Source organism: Neobacillus sp. PS3-34 (genome assembly GCF_030915465.1).
Taxonomy (GTDB): Bacteria; Bacillota; Bacilli; order Bacillales; family Cytobacillaceae; genus Neobacillus_A.
In genome coordinates this window covers 4,240,326-4,257,331 of sequence record NZ_CP133267.1, presented here as the reverse complement: position 1 = coordinate 4,257,331, position 17,006 = coordinate 4,240,326, and the positions used below count along the sequence as shown (strand labels likewise).

The following is a 17,006-nucleotide window of genomic DNA, read 5'->3' as shown; positions in this document are numbered from 1 at the left end:
TGGGCAGGGATCGTTGCAAGTGCCTCTTCCTGCTTTTTGATAGCCGTCCTTCTTTGTTCACTCTTACTTGGACATTTACAATACATGAGCACCGCCATCAACTACTAAAACATCACCCGTAATAAAATCTGAGGCAGGTGCTGCTAAAAACAGCGCAACACCCTTAAGGTCTGTTTCTGACCCGAATTTCCGTAATGGTGTTCCTTCCAGGATTCCTTCGCCACCCACTTCAAGCAGGCCTTTTGACATTTTAGTTGGGAAAAATCCCGGAGCAATTGCGTTCACATAAATACCACTTGGCCCCCATTTAGCGGCGAAGTCCTTTGTAAAGGTTATAACAGCTCCTTTACTAGAGTTATAGCCAATCGCATTCATATATTTAGGGTTAGATCCTTTTAAGCCAGCTACAGAAGCAATATTAATGATTTTTCCGGACTGCTGTTCGAGCATGACGCGGCCAACTGCCTGGGACATTAAAAAGGTTCCGGTCACGTTTACGTTAATAACCTTTTGCCACGCATCCAGTGGCATTTCCTCTACCGGTGCACCCCATGATGCCCCGCTGTTGTTGACAAGAATATCAATACATCCGAATTTTTCCTTCGTTTTATCAACAACGTTTTGGACATCCTCTGGTTTTGTAATATCACACTGTATTGCAAGGGATTCCACTCCAAGCTTCCTAAGCTGTTCACTTACTTCTTCGCATGCCTCAAGATTTCTTGAGCACACCACTACGTTTGCGCCTGCTTCAGCAAATCCCTCTGCGATCTGTTGGCCAAGCCCGCGCCCGCCGCCTGTAACGATCGCCACTTTTCCTGTTAAATCAAACAAGTCCTTAACATGCATGAACGCTGCCTCCTTATTGATGCTTTTTTAATTCATATCTCGCAATCGCCCTCTTATGGACTTCATCCGGACCGTCAGCCAATCTCAACGTTCTGATATTAGCCCATGCCGCTGCCAGTGTAAAATCATCACTGACTCCGGCTGCCCCAAACGCCTGAATGGCACGGTCAATTACCTTTAAAGCCATATTTGGTGCGATCACTTTAATCATCGCGATTTCAGCCTTCGCCTCTTTATTGCCGACGGTATCCATCATGTATGCTGCCTTAAGTGTCAACAGCCTTGCCTGCTCGATTTCAATTCTCGATTCGGCAATCCATTCCTGAACAACACCTTGATCCGCGACTTTCTTTCCGAAGGCTGTACGATTCTGAACGCGTTTACAAAATTCTTCAAGTGCCCTTTCGGCTGCACCAATTGATCTCATGCAATGATGAATCCGGCCTGCGCCTAGGCGTCCCTGGGCAATCGCAAACCCTTTACCTTCACCCCAAAGCATGTTGTCAGCTGGAACGCGCACATCCTTAAATTCGATTTCTGCATGTCCATGCGGAGCATGATCATAGCCAAACACCGGCAGTACTCTTTTAATCGTGACCCCTGGTGTTTCTAACGGCACAAGGATCATGGACTGCTGCTCATACTTAGCTGCATCGGGATCATTTTTACCCATTACAATTGCGATTTTACAGCGTGGGTCTCCTGCGCCCGATGACCACCATTTTGTTCCGTTGATGACGTATTCATCTCCATCACGAATAATACTTGCCTGGATATTTGTAGCATCAGATGAGGCAACATCCGGTTCTGTCATGGAAAAACAGGAACGGATTTCGCCATTCAAGAGTGGTTTTAACCACTTTTCTTTTTGTTCTTCAGTTCCATACCGGACCAGTACCTCCATATTTCCGGTATCAGGTGCAGCACAGTTAAATACCTCTGGAGCTATGCTTGATCTGCCCATAATTTCACAAAGGGGAGCATATTCAAGATTTGTCAGCCCTTCTCCATACTCACTGTCTAGCAAAAATAAATTCCATAACCCTTTTTCCATTGCTCTTTTCTTCAGTTCTTCCATGATGGGTGGAACCTTTGAAAAACGGTCTTGTTTATCAAGCTGATCATTATACAGGTTTTCATTTGGATAAACGTATTCCTCCATAAACTCTGTTAGCCGGATTTGGTATTCCTTCACTTTTTCGGAATGATCAAAATTCATGAATACACCTCATTTCCATACCAACATACTATCTAGTCGGTATGTAATTATTTTAATAATATACTAAATTTTCCGAAAAATTAATTTAGATTTCCCCATTTGAAATATGTTATTAATCCGAACAAGCTCAAAGCTCTATTTTCACCTCGCTTTTTCATGGATAGCAATAAACCCAGCAACTTACTGCCGGGTCTCCACTACCTTAATTTATCGTTATTCTTAGTATTGATGAAATAATACCTCTCCCTTTATTACCTCAGCGCCCGTCTGATTGACCGCCTCCACAATAAAACGCAATTGACTGCCGTTTTTTTCAGCAAACTGAGCTTTAAGAGTGATTACGTCGCTTAAAGATACCATCCCTTTAAAGCGGATTTTATAATCCTGAATAAAGCCATCTTCATAATAGGAAGTAAACAGTTTGGCCAAATTGCCCATTGTCCACATCCCATGTGCAATGATTCCCTGCAGGCCCGCTTTTTTGCTTCTTCGTCAATCGTATGGATAGGATTATAATCACCAGATGCACCGGCATATTTAATAAGCGTCAGCCTGTCGACAGGCTCCAGCTGAATTTCCTCGATTGAATCACCGATTTGCAGCGAATTAAGAGTGCTCATCCCACCAACACCTTCCTTACAGCCTCAGGAATAATAATAATCGAGGTTGAGGAAAAACAGATCGTTCCCCCGGTATCTTCCCCATAGCTTTCGATGATTAGGAATCCCATTTCTCCCAGGGCTCCCTTCCGCTCGAAATAATTTTTTAAAACCGAATAACAGAGTATTTCTTCTCCAACTAGCAAGGGTCTTTCATAATGAAATGACTGCTCACCGTGAATAAGTCCTTTATTGGGCAGCCTCAGACCCTCAATATTTCCGTAATCAAAAACGCGTGGAAAAGTAGGTGGAGCAATATTGCTTTGATACCTCGATTTCCGTCCCGTTTCTTCGTCTACATAAATCGGATGAGGGTCGCCGATGGCTTCAGCAAATTTCTTTACAGCGCCTCGTTCCACGTAATTTTTCACCTTGCCTGATTGAGCTCCAATAAGATGTTTATACAATTTTACCCCACCTCTTTTTTAGTTTTTTGGCCCGCCTGCTACATAAATAACCTGGCCGTTAACAAAGGAGGATTTTTCATCCGCAAAGAACGCGACAGCATTCGCGATATCAGCTGGTTTTCCACTTCGGCCAACAGGAATATTGGAAACGCTGTGTTTAATCAAGTCGTCAAAGGAAATGCCGATTCTCGCTGCTGTTTCCTTTGTCATTTCTGTTTCAATGAAACCGGGCGCAACGGAATTTGCAGTAATTCCATATCTGCCCAGTTCAATCGCTATTGTTTTGGTAAAGCCCTGCAATCCTGCCTTGGCCGCAGCGTAGTTTGCCTGTCCTCGGTTTCCTAGGGCAGAGGTGGAAGAGATATTAATGATGCGGCCATATTTTTCTCAACCATGTATTTCTGAGCAGCACGGGTTGCGTTAAATGAGCCTTTTAGGTGCACATCCATAACTGTTTGCCAGTCAGTGTCCGTCATTTTAAATAAAAGGTTATCGCGGATTACTCCTGCATTATTAACTAAAATATCCACTGGTCCAAATGCTTCATTAACTTCTTTGAAAGCCTGGTCTACTTGCTCTGAATCTGTTACATTCGCAACCTTTGAAAATACTTCGTATCCTTTTTCAAGCAGTTCACTTGTCGTTTCAGCAAGGGCCACCTCGTTTAGGTCAATAAACGCTACCTTTGCTCCTTCTTCCGCAAAAAGCTGTACAATGCCCTTTCCTATTCCGCGGCTTCCTCCTGTAACGAAGGCCACTTTCCCCTCAAATCTGCCTGCCATAGCGGTTCCTCCCCCAAAATTTATAGAATTTGTTATCGTTTACAATTTAATTTTAAATGAACTGTCCAACTTTCACATGGCCTTTGATTAAATTTCTGGCGATAATCATGCGCTGAATCTCATCTGTACCGTCATAGATTCTCCACAGCCTTGCCTCACGGTACCATCTCTCGATTGGCAGCTCCCTTGTATAACCCATTCCTCCATGAATTTGGAGAACGCGGTCTACGACGCGGTTCCCCATATTCGATCCATATAACTTCGCCATTGATGCCAGATGGCGATTGTCCTCGCCAGCATCAAGAGTAAATGCGGCGTTAAGTACAAGCCATTTAGCAGCTTCAATTTCGACGGCAGAGTCCGCTATTTGCCACTGTATGGCCTGTCTTTCTGCAATTGGCTTTCCAAAAGTAATCCGTTCCTTTGAATAATCAATGGCCATTTGCAATAATCTTTCCGCAGATCCTACTGCCCTCGCTCCAACAATCCAGCGGGCAAAGCCAATCCATTCAAGCCCTAGGTTATAGCCTTTATGCAATTCGCCTAGAATATTTTCTTCAGGAACACGTACATTATCGAATACCAATCCTGCCGGTCCCCATTCGCCCATTGTATGTATATATTCTGACTTCCAGCCCATATCCCGGTCAGCTATAAAACAAGTAACTCCCTCACGGCCACTAGTTGCCTGATGTCTTTCTTTGTCTGTAATGGCAATTACCATTACAAAATCTGCTTCGTTGCCTCCGGTGATAAAGGTTTTTTCCCCATTCAGCACCCATTCGCTTCCATCTTTTACGGCTGACATTTTAATGTTTTGTGTATCTGAGCCTGCACCCGGTTCTGTCATTGCAAAGCATGACTTTTTATCGCCGTTAATCGTTGGGATTAAATACTTTTGTTTTTGTTCTTCATTTCCATAATAAAGGATGTTATCAGCTGAGCCGCCGAATTGGAAGGGTACAAACGTTTTGGATACTTCCATTATAACAATCGCCATCATCATCTGGCCAAGATCGGCACCGCCGTATTCTTCAGGGGTGTTAATTCCCCAGAAACCCGCTTCCTTTGCTTTCAATTGTAATTCTTTTAGCTTCCCTGGAGGAAGGCTGGGCTTCCCTTCTCTTTCGTTCCTTAAAACATCATTTTCCAGTGGGATCAATTCTTTTTCAACAAACCTGCGAATTGTTTTTTGAACCATCCTCTGTTCATCTGTCAAACGTAAGTGCATACCTTTCACTCCATTCTTAATCTTGGAATCTTATTTATAAAAATAATAGGAACAGCAGCACATACAGGGGTTATTTTTAATAGCTTGCGGTATTAATACTCTTATGGCTTTAAAATTAGTTTTCCTTTCGTTTGGCGGGACTGTAAAAGGCGATGGACTTCCGCTGCCTGCTCCAAAGGGTAAACTCCTCCAATGGTCAGCTTCAGTTTGCCCTCAGCCAGATACGACATCATTTCCTGCATGCTGAATTGGATTAATGCCGGTTTTCTCATTATTTGCGGCAGGAAAAATCCGATTACAGATTGGTTTCTTTCCATAAGAGAGGAAGGATAGAATCTGCTTTGCTCACCACTGGCAACCCCATAAATTACCAGTCGCCCAAACGCAGCCAGACACTTAAGTGTTTTATGAAATATTTCACCACCGGCCATTTCGAGAGCGACGTCCACTCCTTTCCTGCCTGTTGCGTCCAGTACCCTTTCCTCCCAGCCATCCTCTGTATAGTTAATAAGGACATCTGCACCCATTTCCTTCGCGAGGGCCAGTTTATCCTTCGAGCTGGCAGTGGCTATTACCTGTCCTGCACCAAATAATTTTGCGAGCTGCACGGCAAGTGTTCCAACCCCGCCCGCCGCGGCATGGACCAGGACGCTTTCGCCCTGTTCGAGCCGTCCCATTGTTTTTAAAATATGGTAAGCGCTTAATCCCTGGAGCGGCAATGCGGCTGCCTCTTCAAACCCCAGCTGTTCAGGAATGGGAATAAGGCCACGGCTATCCGCAAGCACATATTCAGAATAACCTCCCGATTCAATCAATGTGACTACCTTCATACCTGGTTTAACGTTCGTAACGTTTTCGCCCACCTCAACAACAACACCGGCAACCTCAGCTCCCGGTATGAATGGGAGTGGTGTTTTTACAACATACTGTCCTTCACGTCTGGCTGTATCGGCATAATTGACTCCGATTGCATGTATTTCAATCAGTACTTCATGGCCATTAGGCACCGGTTTTTCAAGTTCAGCCATATTTAGCACTTCCGGACCTCCGTATTTCTGCAGTTGTACAACCTTCATAGTTATCCTCCTTATCTTCCTGTAAAATTAGGTTTTCTCTTTTCCTTAAAGGCGGCTAAACCCTCTTTATGGTCCGCAGTTGTAACCATCATGGTCTGGGTAATCCGTTCCTGTTCAAGGATTTCTTCCAGCGTTGAACTTAACGAATGATCCACGAGCTTTTTGATCATGCCATAAGCGCGGCCTGGTCCACTTGCAAATTCTTCGGCAATCTTTAGGGTCTCTTGTTCCAACTGCTCGAGCGGCACGAGATAGTTGACCACGCCGAGCTGGTGCAATCTTTCTGCGGGAATTGGTTCAGCACTGAAAAAGAATTGCTTTGCAAGATGCGGTCCTACAAGGCGGGGTAAAAAATAGGAACCCCCTCCATCGGATATTAACCCGACCTGAGAGAAACTAAGGGCAAACTTACTATCATCCGCTGCCACAATCAAGTCACATGCAAGTGCCAAATTAAAGCCTGCCCCGGCAGCAAAGCCGTGTACCGCAGCAATGATCGGTTTTTCAGTTGCCTTCATCGTCAGGATGCACTCATTTAGCCTTCCGATATGTTCATAAACCTCAACGGAATTTGCCATACCCATCGATTTGACATCCCCTCCCGCACTGAAGGAACGACCAGCACCCGACAGAACAATCGCGCGGATTTCCGGATTTTGATGTGCATCGCTTAGTGCAGTTGTTAAGCCAAGTATCATATCAGGACTGAATGCATTTAAGCTGTCAGGCCTGTTCAAGGTTATGGACAAAACCGCCCCTTGTTGTTTGATCAATAAATGTGCATTTGTCATTGCACTCTCCCTTTCCATTACATAATTAACCAGCCACCATCAACCAGAATATCTGATCCTGTCATATAGGAGGCTTCACTAGAAGCTGCAAACGCGATGACATTGGCTATTTCATCTGATTTTCCAGCCCGTTTAAGCGCTGTATTTCTCTTGATGGCTTTTACAAATTGTTCATTTAGCATTCCCTGCTCCGTTAAAGCCGTTTCCACAAAACCTGGAGAAACGGAATTTACCCGGATACCGTATGGCGCTAGCTCCAATGCAAGTGCCCTTGTAAAATTGATGACTCCTGCCTTCGCCGCACTATAATGAGGAATTTGTGCGCCTGCGGTGCCCTGACAAGGAAGCTACATTGACGATAGAGCGGGCATGCAGAAATTCCCCATCGTTTTCGGCTGCTTTGGACATTAACCCCCCCAGCATTTTTGAGACCAAAAACACGCTTTTTAAATTCGTTTTCTGTACATAGTCCCAATCATTTGCCGACGTATCCATAATTTTGGATTGAACAGACCCGCCAGCATTATTGACCAATACATGCAAGTCGTTATATTGCTCCTTTATGAATTGGGAGAGTTCATAGACATCTTCTTCATCTGAAACATCTGCCGTAAAAATTTCCGCAACTGGAATTTTCTTAGCTTCGTTGATTTCCTGAGCCACTTTTTCCAGCTTTGATTTTGTTCTGCCAACAAGAATAACCTTAGCCCCTTCGTTTGCGAATCGGATTGCTGTAGCTTTTCCAATCCCGCTTCCTGCTCCTGTGATCAATGCAATCGTATCTGAAAATCGCATGTTCCTCCCCCTTTATGGAATAGTTCTCGTTCAATTTTATTTTAAATATTCAGTCTTTTCACCTTACATCTGGAAGCTTTTTAATCCTTCTTTGCGTCAGTTTTATACTAACCAGTTAGTATGTCAAAGCTGCAAAGAGGCTGATTTGGCCTCTTGCTCTTAAGATTAATCTACCTGAATACCCTTTAATATCATTTCGACGAAAATTTGAGCGACTTCACGATCTGAAGATACCCCGTTGGGATTGAACCACTGATAGCTCCAATTTGCTGCCCCAAGAATGCCAAAGGTTACAATGGCTGCGTTTAAATCGGAACGGAATTCGCCCTTTTCCATCCCTAACCTTACCACCCGTTCCACGTTTAAACGGAACTGGTCCCGTTTCGAAGCAATTTGGGCTAGCCGGTTTTCACTTAGATTTCGCATTTCCCTGAAAAAGATCTTCGCGCTTGAACCCTTGCCTTTAATACTACTGATCAGCATAAATACTATTTCAAAGAGCTGCTGCTTGCAGCTTAACATATCGTCTCCTAAAATCTGTTCCTGGCGGGCGAGAAGTTCATCAATATAACCGAGATGAATGTCCATCAAAAGCTCTTCTTTGCTGGAAAAATAATAATAAAATGTACCTTTGGTTACGCCAAGGGAATCAACAATATCTTGGATCGAGGTCTCGCTAAACCCTTTTTTCTCAAATAATTTTATGCTATGTTCTGTTATTTTTTCCTTCACGTTGAGGTCCTCGCAATCATCCTAATATGCAAAAAAATTATACCATATCTTACCCCCTGTCTCCGTCCTTGCAAGCAATTCCTTAATTCTTTATTAATTCTTCCCTTAAGGCCCTACGGAGTATTTTCCCTACACTTGTCTTGGGGAGCTGTTCCCTGAACTCAATAATGTTTGGAATCTTATAGGCAGCCATATTTTGTTTGCAATATTCCTTAATCTCTGTTTCAGTAGTTTCTTTTCCCGCCTTAAGGACAAGTACCGCTTTTACACCTTCGCCTCTGTATTTATCAGGTATTCCAATTACTACCGCTTCTTGGACAGAAGGATGCTCATAAAGGACTTCCTCAATATCACGAGGGTAAATATTAAATCCGCTTGCAATAATCAAATCCTTTTTTCGGTCCACTATATAAAGATAACCTTCTTCGTCCACTCTTCCGATATCACCCGTATAAAGCCAGCCATCTCTAAGAGCATTTGCTGTTTCTTCCGGCATATTCCAGTAGCCCTTCATTACCTGTGGCCCCTTAATGACAACTTCTCCAAGCTCGCCGGCTGGCACTTCATCTGTTCCAGAGGCAAGGTCGACAATCTTATATTCAGTCGACGGCATTCCGATACCAACACTGCCCGCCTTCCTGTCTGCAAACATTGGATTACAATGGGTTGTCGGTGAAGTCTCCGATAGGCCATAGCCCTCCAGAATTTTCGCCCCCGTCTTCCTTTCAAATTCTCGTAACAGCTCCACTGGCATGGGTGCGCTTCCACTATTGCACACTTCAATACTATTAATCCCATAATCCTCGGCATGGGGGTGATTGGTAATGGCAACATACATCGTCGGTACACCTGGGAAAACGGTCGGCTGTTCATTCTTGATTGTATTGAGTACCTCTTCAAGCTCAAAGCGGGGAAGCATAATGGATTCGGAAGCAGTATAAATAGAAAAGTTCATGCACGACGTCATCCCGAATACATGGAACAAGGGGATCACCGTCAAAAAACGTTCTTTTCCTATTTCTATATCAAACTTGAAGAATTCATAGGATTGAATGACATTGGCAAGAATATTCTGATGTGTCAGCATCGCTCCCTTTGATCTTCCCGTAGTGCCACCCGTATATTGGAGAACGGCGACATCATTTGCGGTATCAATGGGTAGCGGCATTAGCTGCCCGCTGCTTTCAGACAAAAAGGCTTCAAACGTAATGTCTTCACCAAAATCATGGGAAGTCGGCTGTAAGCTCACCACAATGATATTTTTCAAGCTCGTTACCTGCTGAATATTTTTAACCTTCAGGTAAAGGGCATCCAGGACAACAATTGTCTCAGTCCCCGAATCCTTTAGGATATATTCGAGCTCACGCTCAACTGACATCGGATTAACCTGCGTGACAATCGCACCAGCAGTTAGCACACCATAATAGGAAATAACAAATTGAGGACAGTTCGGAAGCATAAGCGCCACACGGTCACCTTTGCTTATTCCTTTTGTTTGCAGTGCAGAAGCAAAGCGGTTTACTTGATTGTACAATTGTACATAGGTGAATTTCCGTCCGTAAAATGACAGGGCATTGTGTTGTGGGTAATTTTCTGTGGTTTCTTGGAGAATTTGCGGCAAAGATTTTTCAGGAATGGTTATGCGGTTGGCAATGGAGTCAGGGTAATTAGCGAGCCAGGCTTTTTTCTCACTCATTTAATTTCCTCCAGACATAGCTTTTATCGTTCATTCGGACAGTTCCAAAGATATGAGTTTTAGATTTATTTTTGTTTAATCAACCTCTACTAACCGGTTGGTATGTATTTTTCTCAATTATACTATCAATATAGAATTTTTCAACTTTTATTCAAAATATTCTAAAAATAAAACAGAGGAAATTCAGATTAAAAGGAAGAGCCATTTATCAGGCTCTCTCCTTTTTCCCTGTTACTAAATCTCAAATTTTTTCTTGTAGTGTGCCAACGCTAGGAGCGGAAAGATATATCGGTAGCTGTGATAGTGTATATATAAACCGCCCGCCTGCCCCTGTCCCTTCGGATATTCTGTGGACCAATCATCTTTATCAAGATTTTCTAGTAAATAATCGACCGCTTTCTTCATCTGAAGTGTTGGTCGATCCGCGACAGACACTAATGAATCCAAAGCCCATGCGGTATGTGTTAAGGTGCTCGCATGTAAGGGAATATACCTTTTTTCGGTATCGCTTTTACAGGATTCACCCCATCCTCCATCCACATTTTGGATACTATTTAGCCATTTTACTGCCTTTTTAATAGATGGATGATTTTCAGGTGTACCCACTGCCCTCAGACCGGTAACAGATGCCCATGTTCCATATATATAACAAATTCCCCAGCGCCCATACCACGATCCGTCCTTTTCCTGATGCTTATTCAGCCATTCTGCAGCTGTCCAAATAGAAGAATGGTTTTTTGAAAGATTTGTATACGAACCAAGGAATTCCAGGGTTCTGCCTGTCAGGTCAGCACCCGATGGATCGGCCAGCAGAAATTCCCCTTTTTCAATCGGCAAAAACTGCAGCAAAGGGCTGTTCGTATTTTTTTCAAAGGCAGGCCATCCACCATCCGAATTTTGCATCGATAATAACCATTGCATTCCTCTTTCCCATGCTTGAAGATATTGAGTGCTTTGGGGAACTCTCCCGGCAATCGACCTTAATGATGCTGTTGTATCGTCTACATCCGGATTGATTGTATTAATATTGGAAAACCCCCAGCCTCCAGGCAAACTTGAAGGATTATGAACTGCCCAGTCGCCATATTTATATTGCTGCCTTTCGAGCAGATACCGATTTGCTTTTTTTATCATTGAATCGGACGACGGAACACCCGCTCCCTGTAATGCAGAGGAGATTAAGGAAGTATTCCATACGGTGGCTGTTGTATATTGCATGTGGGTGAATCCGTTAATTTGGCATTTCATCGACTTCAAACCGTCAACTGCCTTTAAAATGATGGGGTCTTTTTTAGTAAGCCCTAGTGAAAGCAACGCAAAAATCATCAGAAAGGTTGAACTGAAATAGCTGTATAGTGTTCCATCCGGTTCGATTCTGTCCAACATGTACTGCTTTGCACTGTCAGTTGCCATTTTATGAAGATGCTCCGGCAAACCAATTAAGCTTTTAATGCCCTGTTCCAACATATTAAACAATGATCTCCACTCACGCGTTCTTCCATAGTTGATGTATCGTTCCTCTTTATGAACAAATATATCGGATAGGTCCGGTGTATTAGCAGTTTTCAAACGGTACTTTCTGTTTGCCAGAATCATAATCGGTGTAAGATTTGCCCGACCGAAAACGGAAAAACTATAGAAATTTATAGGGAAAGACAGCGGAAGAAGGATCATTTCTAGTGGAATAGGAAAAAACGCCGCCCACTTTTGCTGTCCTGTCATCGTCAGCATCACCTGGGTGAACATTCCCGCTTTTTCAGCACCCCCATTGCTTAGAATAAATTCCCTGGCAGCACTCAAACGATTATCATTTTTTTTATAAAAACCTGAGAAAAGCAGCGCATAGTAAGCGTCGATGGTGGCAGATAGATTGCCATTTTCTTCATCATAAAATAGCCTCCAGCATCCGTTTTTATCCTGTCTGCTTAAGATCCGTTCTGTGAGCTCCTGAATTAAAACCTCATCATTAATTTCCAGGCATCGCAATAAAATGATCATGTAGGCATCCGTGGAAATTCCCGTTTCAAACGGGTATTCCCAAGAGCCGTCGGGAGACTGATCCTGCCTGAGTGTTTTAACAATCCAGCTGATGCCCTCTACAATACGATTCAAATTCCTCTCTCCCCTAAAATATTGTTATATCAATACATATTCTCTAACCAGCCAGAGAATTCTTCGAGGAGGAAACCAATATGTGGTGGAAAACAAAACAGCAGTTCAATTTTCCCCTTACTCCGGCAGCCACTTGGATCAAAAACGAATTAATGAAAAAAAACAATAAAGCTTCCATACAAAATCCCTCTATACATGAAAAAACTCTAATAGAACAAATCATAGAAAGAACAAACGAGCATAACCTCAATAATGTAACGAGAACCAAGGCATATCAAGTTTTTTATATGAAGCATCCAGAAATTCATTGGGCTTTCCTGGCCCATATGGTATCCCGAAATGGCGGCTGGAATATGACCGATTTAAAGGGAGATTTCCTGTCCAGATTGCTAGGAGACATTGAAAGAAATTCCTTCTTCGATTTTTTGGAACGAGCGAACTGGCTTATTTTTCATGACGCGTATCCGCAATTGCTTTTATACGAAGAATCATTAAAAAGGGGCAGCAGCCTTTTTTATCTGTTGCCCCTTTTCAATATATCTACCTTCATTGAGCCAGTTTGGAATTATTTCTGGAAATATCAAGATTCCTTTGTTTTAACAGCCGGGCTCATCATTAATGAACAAAATTACATTGAAACCAGGCTGGTCCAGAATTCTTTTTATAAAAATGAGGTCATTGGCACACTGGAATTTTTGCTGCAGGATGTTCTATCACTTAATCATATCCTCTTTCCTTACGTTTTTGAAGGAGGAGTTAATCTCGCAGGTCGTACCGTCCACCAGTTTGAAAATCTTAACGAAAGAATTTTGATAGGTAAAAAGCTATATACTATTTTATTTCGCAATAAAGACCAATTAAAGAAAACTATAGAGTGGGCTGCATCCAACCCGCATACTGGCTCTCGAAAGGATTATTGGCCACATCTTTTTAATCATGTAAAAGAGATGGCACCTGGGAAGATCCTGCTCCCCCGCTTAGATTCATGCCAGCTCCTGCCTGGTGCACCTAGAATTTTCAGTCCCAGGTTGGAATTCGCATGGAAAAATAAAGGGCATGTCAGCGAGGATGTGGGCGATTGGTATCATGACTGGAGGATACTTTCATATATTAGCGATTCAGATGAAGTTATTAATAGAGGTATTCAATCTGAATATTGCGCCACACTGGAAAAGCTGGAGCTGGCAGCGGCTGCTAAAAAAGTATTGTCGGTGTTGGATTAAAAAACATCATTATATTATCTGGAATTTCTTTGAATAGTGTTTATTTAAGGTCACACCTCAATTTAAAAATTTCAACATGTCCATAGTAAATAAGATGACTAAATTTCTCGAATCCGAAATAAATTTAAATTACCCTTTACTGCCTTAAAGAAAGGATGGTGCTTATGGCAAAATTGTTTGGTACGGACCCTTCATTTTACCCTTCCGCCAGGTCTGCAATGGAAGCTCCACGAGAAAAACTGGCATATGTAGCGCTATTGCAGCCAGACTCAATTGGAGTCATTGATTTGGACCCTTCTTCAAATACTTATGGAAAAATGGTTTACAAGCTTGACCTTCCAGGTGTTGGTGATGATGAGCTTCATCATTTTGGCTGGAATGCCTGCAGCTCAGCTTTATGTCCAACTGCGTTTCATCCGCAGCTTGAAAGAAGGTATTTGGTTCTTCCAGGAATACGCTCTTCCCGTATTTACATTGCTGATACAAAGCCTGATCCGAGAAAGCCAAAAATTATTAGAACAATTGAACCCGAGGAAATAAAAAAACGTACTGGATACAGCCGCCTCCATACAGTACATTGCGGTCCTGAGGGAATTTTTATCAGCGCGCTTGGGTCTGGTGAGGGAGATGGAGGTCCCGGCGGAATTTTCCTACTCGATCATTTTAACTTCAATGTACTTGGTGCATGGGAAATGGATAGAGGCCTCAGCATTTTGCTTATGATTTTTGGTGGCATATTGCCTATGATGTTACGGTTTCTAGCGAATGGGCAACACCTGATCTCTTTGAGAATGGCCTAAAGCTCGATGCACTGCTGGATAGAAAATATGGACATAAGCTTCACTTCTTTGACAGCCGAACCCGAAGCCATATACAAGAGATCGATTTTGGAGATCAGCATCAGATGGTACTTGAGCTGAGGCCCGCTCATGATCCTCGAAAAACGTATGGTTTTGCAAGTGTGGTTGTCGATGTGACAAATCTGGCGAGTTCTATCTGGGTTTGGTTCCGAGAAAACGGAAAGTGGGATGCGCGTAAAGTGATTGAAATTCCTGCTGTTCCAACGTCCCCAGATTTGCTCCCCCTGCCCTGAAGGATATTGGAGCGGTCCCTCCTCTGGTCACAGACATGGTTCTATCTCTTGATGATCGTTTTCTTTATGTTTCGTGCTGGGGTACTGGTGAGCTGCGGCAATATGATGTAAGTGATCCATTTAATCCAAAGCTTACCGATATCGTTAAAATCGGTGGAATTGCGAATCCGACTGCCCACCCTACAGGAAAACAAATTACAGGCGGCCCTCAAATGGTCGAGCTAAGCAGGGATGGCCAGCGAGCATATTTTACAAATTCATTGTACAGTTCATGGGATGATCAATTTTATCCGGATGGAATCAAAGGAGCTATGGTTAAAGTCGATATTAAACCACAGGGAGGAATGGAGCTTGATCCATTGTTCCTGATCGAATTTGGCGACACAAGGGCTCACCAGATTAGACTTGAAGGTGGCGATTCTTCCACAGATACTTTCTGTTATCCGTGACAGGAGGATTGGTAAGTAGTGATCTCACATGACAATCAAATGATTGCCGCCTCTCTCTTAGGTGCATTTCACGGCATAAATCCTGCGATGGGCTGGTTGTTTGCAGTGTTTTTAGCCATACAGCGCAATAATATCCGGGTCCTGTTTTATGCGATTATCCCTATTGCCATCGGACAAATGCTGGGTGATAGCCTGGTGATTGGTTTACAAACCGTAGCAAGATTCCAGTTTCCGCTGCATTCAGTTCACTTGACAATCTCAGCATTCATTTTTCTTTATGGTCTTTATCGATTATTCCGTTACTACAGGCATTTCAAATGGTCAGGCGGTTTAAATGTCGGCTATTTTCAGCTAGTATTGTGGTCATTTCTCGCCTCATCGACGCATGGCTCGGTGCTTTTTGCACCCTTTATTCTCCAAGCGAAAAGCATTGTGGATCTAATCCCTTTATGGATTGTCCATGAATTATCAATGCTTATCTCTATGACGATCGTAGCTCTTCTGGTTTATCGCTTTGGTATGGCAAAATTTAAAAAATATATCGTCAACTTTGATTTGGCATGGGCGATTCTTTTGATAGCGGTTGGTACGATTCTGTTTTTAATGAATGGAGACATGGGCCACGGAAATATGCATGGACATATGCATTAAAAAAGGCAGTGTGATCATTTAGATCACACTGCCTTTTTGGCTTAAACTCCCCGTTTGTTACCCCAAATATAAGTATGCAATTGAGGAAGCACTCTGACATTGTTCAGTTCTGAATCCCCTGTGACCTTGTTGATCAGCACTTCGTATTTTTCGAGTAACCTGGATATGAGATTTCCGTTATCAATTGTGGTAATATCATCATTTCCAACTTGCAGGTAGAATGGAACATCATGGTATCTATTGTGTATATGACGCGCGTATTCATAATCCTGGTCGTCAAAAACAACCACCTTTAAACTGAAGTTTTGAGATTTACCCTGGAGCTTGGATACGATGGAATCCAGCACATCAAAGTCAGTTACCATTTTCGAGCTTGGCGGTTTTGGTGAAAGGGTTAGTTCGTCAATTTCATAAAACCAGTCCTGCCACTTGCTTCCCTGTGTTTCAAGACAGATTTTAATATTGTTATCTTTTAATATCGTGATTAATTCGTTCAGGTTTTTCAATAGTGCGGGGTTTCCACCTGAAATGGTGACAAATGAAAAGCTTTCTCCGCCATGGGCTTTCAATTCATTCCAGATTTCCTCCGCTTCCATCTGTCGGATCAAATCCTTGCCGGAACCATCCCACGTAAAGGAAGAATCGCACCAGGCACAGGAATAATCACAGCCAGCAGTCCGCACAAACATCGTCTTCTGGCCGATCACCATTCCTTCCCCCTGAATAGTGGGTCCGAAAATTTCCATAACAGGAATCTTACTCAACTTCCATCCACTCCCGTCTTGCTTCCGCATAGCTAGTTGGAGTTTCAAATAAACGGACAAACTCCACGCGGGCACCGCTGTATTGGTTAACTCTATCTTCACGTTTCAGTGCTTCGGCCATTTTTCCATAAATCCAGACGACCATGTTTTCAGCCGTAGTATTCATTGGAGGCAGAGTTTCGTTCAAATATTTATGATCAAGGAAAATTTCAATTTCATTTTTCCAGATTTCTTTAATATCGCCGAAATCAATCATTAACCCGCGCTCATCAACAAATCCGCTGATTCCAAAAATAACCCGGTACGTGTGGCCATGGAGATTTTTGCATTTGCCTTCATAGTTATGAAGGTGATGTGCTGCATCAAATGTAAATTCCTTGCTTACCAACACGCGTTTAGAATGATATTTTAATTGGTCCCGATATATATCTTCATCTATTTTTTGAAGCTTATCAACAATACGGAAGCCGTACATAA

The 17,006-nt window shown here is 42.9% G+C and carries 14 protein-coding genes and 4 pseudogenes; 4 read left to right on the top strand and 14 right to left on the bottom strand.

From position 1 onward, the window contains the following. Positions 1-75: 75 nt before the first annotated feature. The 12 genes and pseudogenes from RCG23_RS22325 to shc all read right to left on the bottom strand — a co-directional run bounded on the left by RCG23_RS22325 (position 76) and on the right by shc (position 12,349). Positions 76-849, bottom strand: coding sequence for an SDR family oxidoreductase (locus RCG23_RS22325; protein ID WP_308177443.1), 774 nt, complete (start codon positions 847-849; stop codon positions 76-78). A gap of 13 nt (positions 850-862) precedes the next feature. Then, complete coding sequence (locus RCG23_RS22320; RefSeq protein WP_308177442.1) at positions 863-2,068, bottom strand: acyl-CoA dehydrogenase family protein; 1,206 nt, start codon at positions 2,066-2,068, stop codon at positions 863-865. A 219-nt stretch (positions 2,069-2,287) separates the two neighbouring features. Continuing rightward, positions 2,288-2,688, bottom strand: a pseudogene (locus RCG23_RS22315) (MaoC/PaaZ C-terminal domain-containing protein). Continuing rightward, a complete protein-coding gene (locus RCG23_RS22310) occupies positions 2,685-3,134 on the bottom strand; it encodes a MaoC family dehydratase N-terminal domain-containing protein (RefSeq protein ID WP_308177441.1) in 450 nt (149 codons plus the stop codon). The pseudogene RCG23_RS22315 and the gene RCG23_RS22310 overlap by 4 nt, the downstream one beginning before the upstream one ends. Before the next feature lie 18 nt (positions 3,135-3,152). After that, positions 3,153-3,916, bottom strand: a pseudogene (fabG, locus tag RCG23_RS22305) (3-oxoacyl-ACP reductase FabG). Positions 3,917-3,968: 52 nt separating this feature from the next. Continuing rightward, entirely contained in the window at positions 3,969-5,147 is a 1,179-nt protein-coding gene (locus RCG23_RS22300; RefSeq protein ID WP_308177440.1) for an acyl-CoA dehydrogenase family protein, read from the bottom strand. A 101-nt stretch (positions 5,148-5,248) separates the two neighbouring features. Beyond that, positions 5,249-6,223, bottom strand: a complete 975-nt coding sequence (locus RCG23_RS22295; RefSeq protein ID WP_308177439.1) for a quinone oxidoreductase family protein — start codon at positions 6,221-6,223, stop codon at positions 5,249-5,251. An 11-nt stretch (positions 6,224-6,234) separates the two neighbouring features. Further along, the gene (locus tag RCG23_RS22290; protein WP_308177438.1) at positions 6,235-7,014 is read right to left on the bottom strand and encodes an enoyl-CoA hydratase/isomerase family protein; all 780 of its coding nucleotides are present in this window, start codon (positions 7,012-7,014) and stop codon (positions 6,235-6,237) included. Between the two features lie 17 nt (positions 7,015-7,031). Next, a pseudogene (locus RCG23_RS22285) lies at positions 7,032-7,809 on the bottom strand (SDR family NAD(P)-dependent oxidoreductase). 165 nt (positions 7,810-7,974) lie between these two features. Beyond that, positions 7,975-8,541, bottom strand: a complete 567-nt coding sequence (locus RCG23_RS22280; RefSeq protein ID WP_308177437.1) for a TetR/AcrR family transcriptional regulator — start codon at positions 8,539-8,541, stop codon at positions 7,975-7,977. 82 nt (positions 8,542-8,623) lie between these two features. Continuing rightward, complete coding sequence (locus tag RCG23_RS22275; protein ID WP_308177436.1) at positions 8,624-10,237, bottom strand: long-chain-fatty-acid--CoA ligase; 1,614 nt, start codon at positions 10,235-10,237, stop codon at positions 8,624-8,626. A 234-nt stretch (positions 10,238-10,471) separates the two neighbouring features. Continuing rightward, a complete protein-coding gene (shc, locus tag RCG23_RS22270; RefSeq protein ID WP_308177435.1) occupies positions 10,472-12,349 on the bottom strand; it encodes a squalene--hopene cyclase in 1,878 nt (625 codons plus the stop codon). Between the two features lie 80 nt (positions 12,350-12,429). On the opposite strand from shc, the gene RCG23_RS22265 reads away from it, so the two are divergent. The 4 genes and pseudogenes from RCG23_RS22265 (at position 12,430) to RCG23_RS22250 (ending at position 15,765) form a co-directional block, all read left to right on the top strand. Then, a complete protein-coding gene (locus tag RCG23_RS22265) occupies positions 12,430-13,572 on the top strand; it encodes a DUF2515 family protein (protein ID WP_308177434.1) in 1,143 nt (380 codons plus the stop codon). 155 nt (positions 13,573-13,727) lie between these two features. Continuing rightward, a pseudogene (locus RCG23_RS22260) lies at positions 13,728-14,665 on the top strand (selenium-binding protein SBP56-related protein). Next, a complete protein-coding gene (locus tag RCG23_RS22255; protein ID WP_308180144.1) occupies positions 14,662-15,114 on the top strand; it encodes a selenium-binding protein SBP56-related protein in 453 nt (150 codons plus the stop codon). The pseudogene RCG23_RS22260 and the gene RCG23_RS22255 overlap by 4 nt, the downstream one beginning before the upstream one ends. A gap of 18 nt (positions 15,115-15,132) precedes the next feature. Continuing rightward, on the top strand, positions 15,133-15,765 hold the full coding sequence (locus tag RCG23_RS22250; protein WP_308177432.1) for a hypothetical protein: 633 nt from the start codon (positions 15,133-15,135) through the stop codon (positions 15,763-15,765). Positions 15,766-15,806: 41 nt separating this feature from the next. Here the strand turns inward: RCG23_RS22250 and queE are convergent, their stop codons facing one another. Further along, positions 15,807-16,529, bottom strand: coding sequence for a 7-carboxy-7-deazaguanine synthase QueE (gene queE, locus RCG23_RS22245; protein WP_308177431.1), 723 nt, complete (start codon positions 16,527-16,529; stop codon positions 15,807-15,809). Further along, positions 16,522-17,004 (bottom strand): 6-carboxytetrahydropterin synthase QueD, encoded by a 483-nt coding sequence (queD, locus tag RCG23_RS22240; protein ID WP_308177430.1) that lies wholly within the window; start codon positions 17,002-17,004, stop codon positions 16,522-16,524. The genes queE and queD overlap by 8 nt, the downstream gene beginning before the upstream one ends. Between the last annotated feature and the right edge of the window lie 2 nt (positions 17,005-17,006).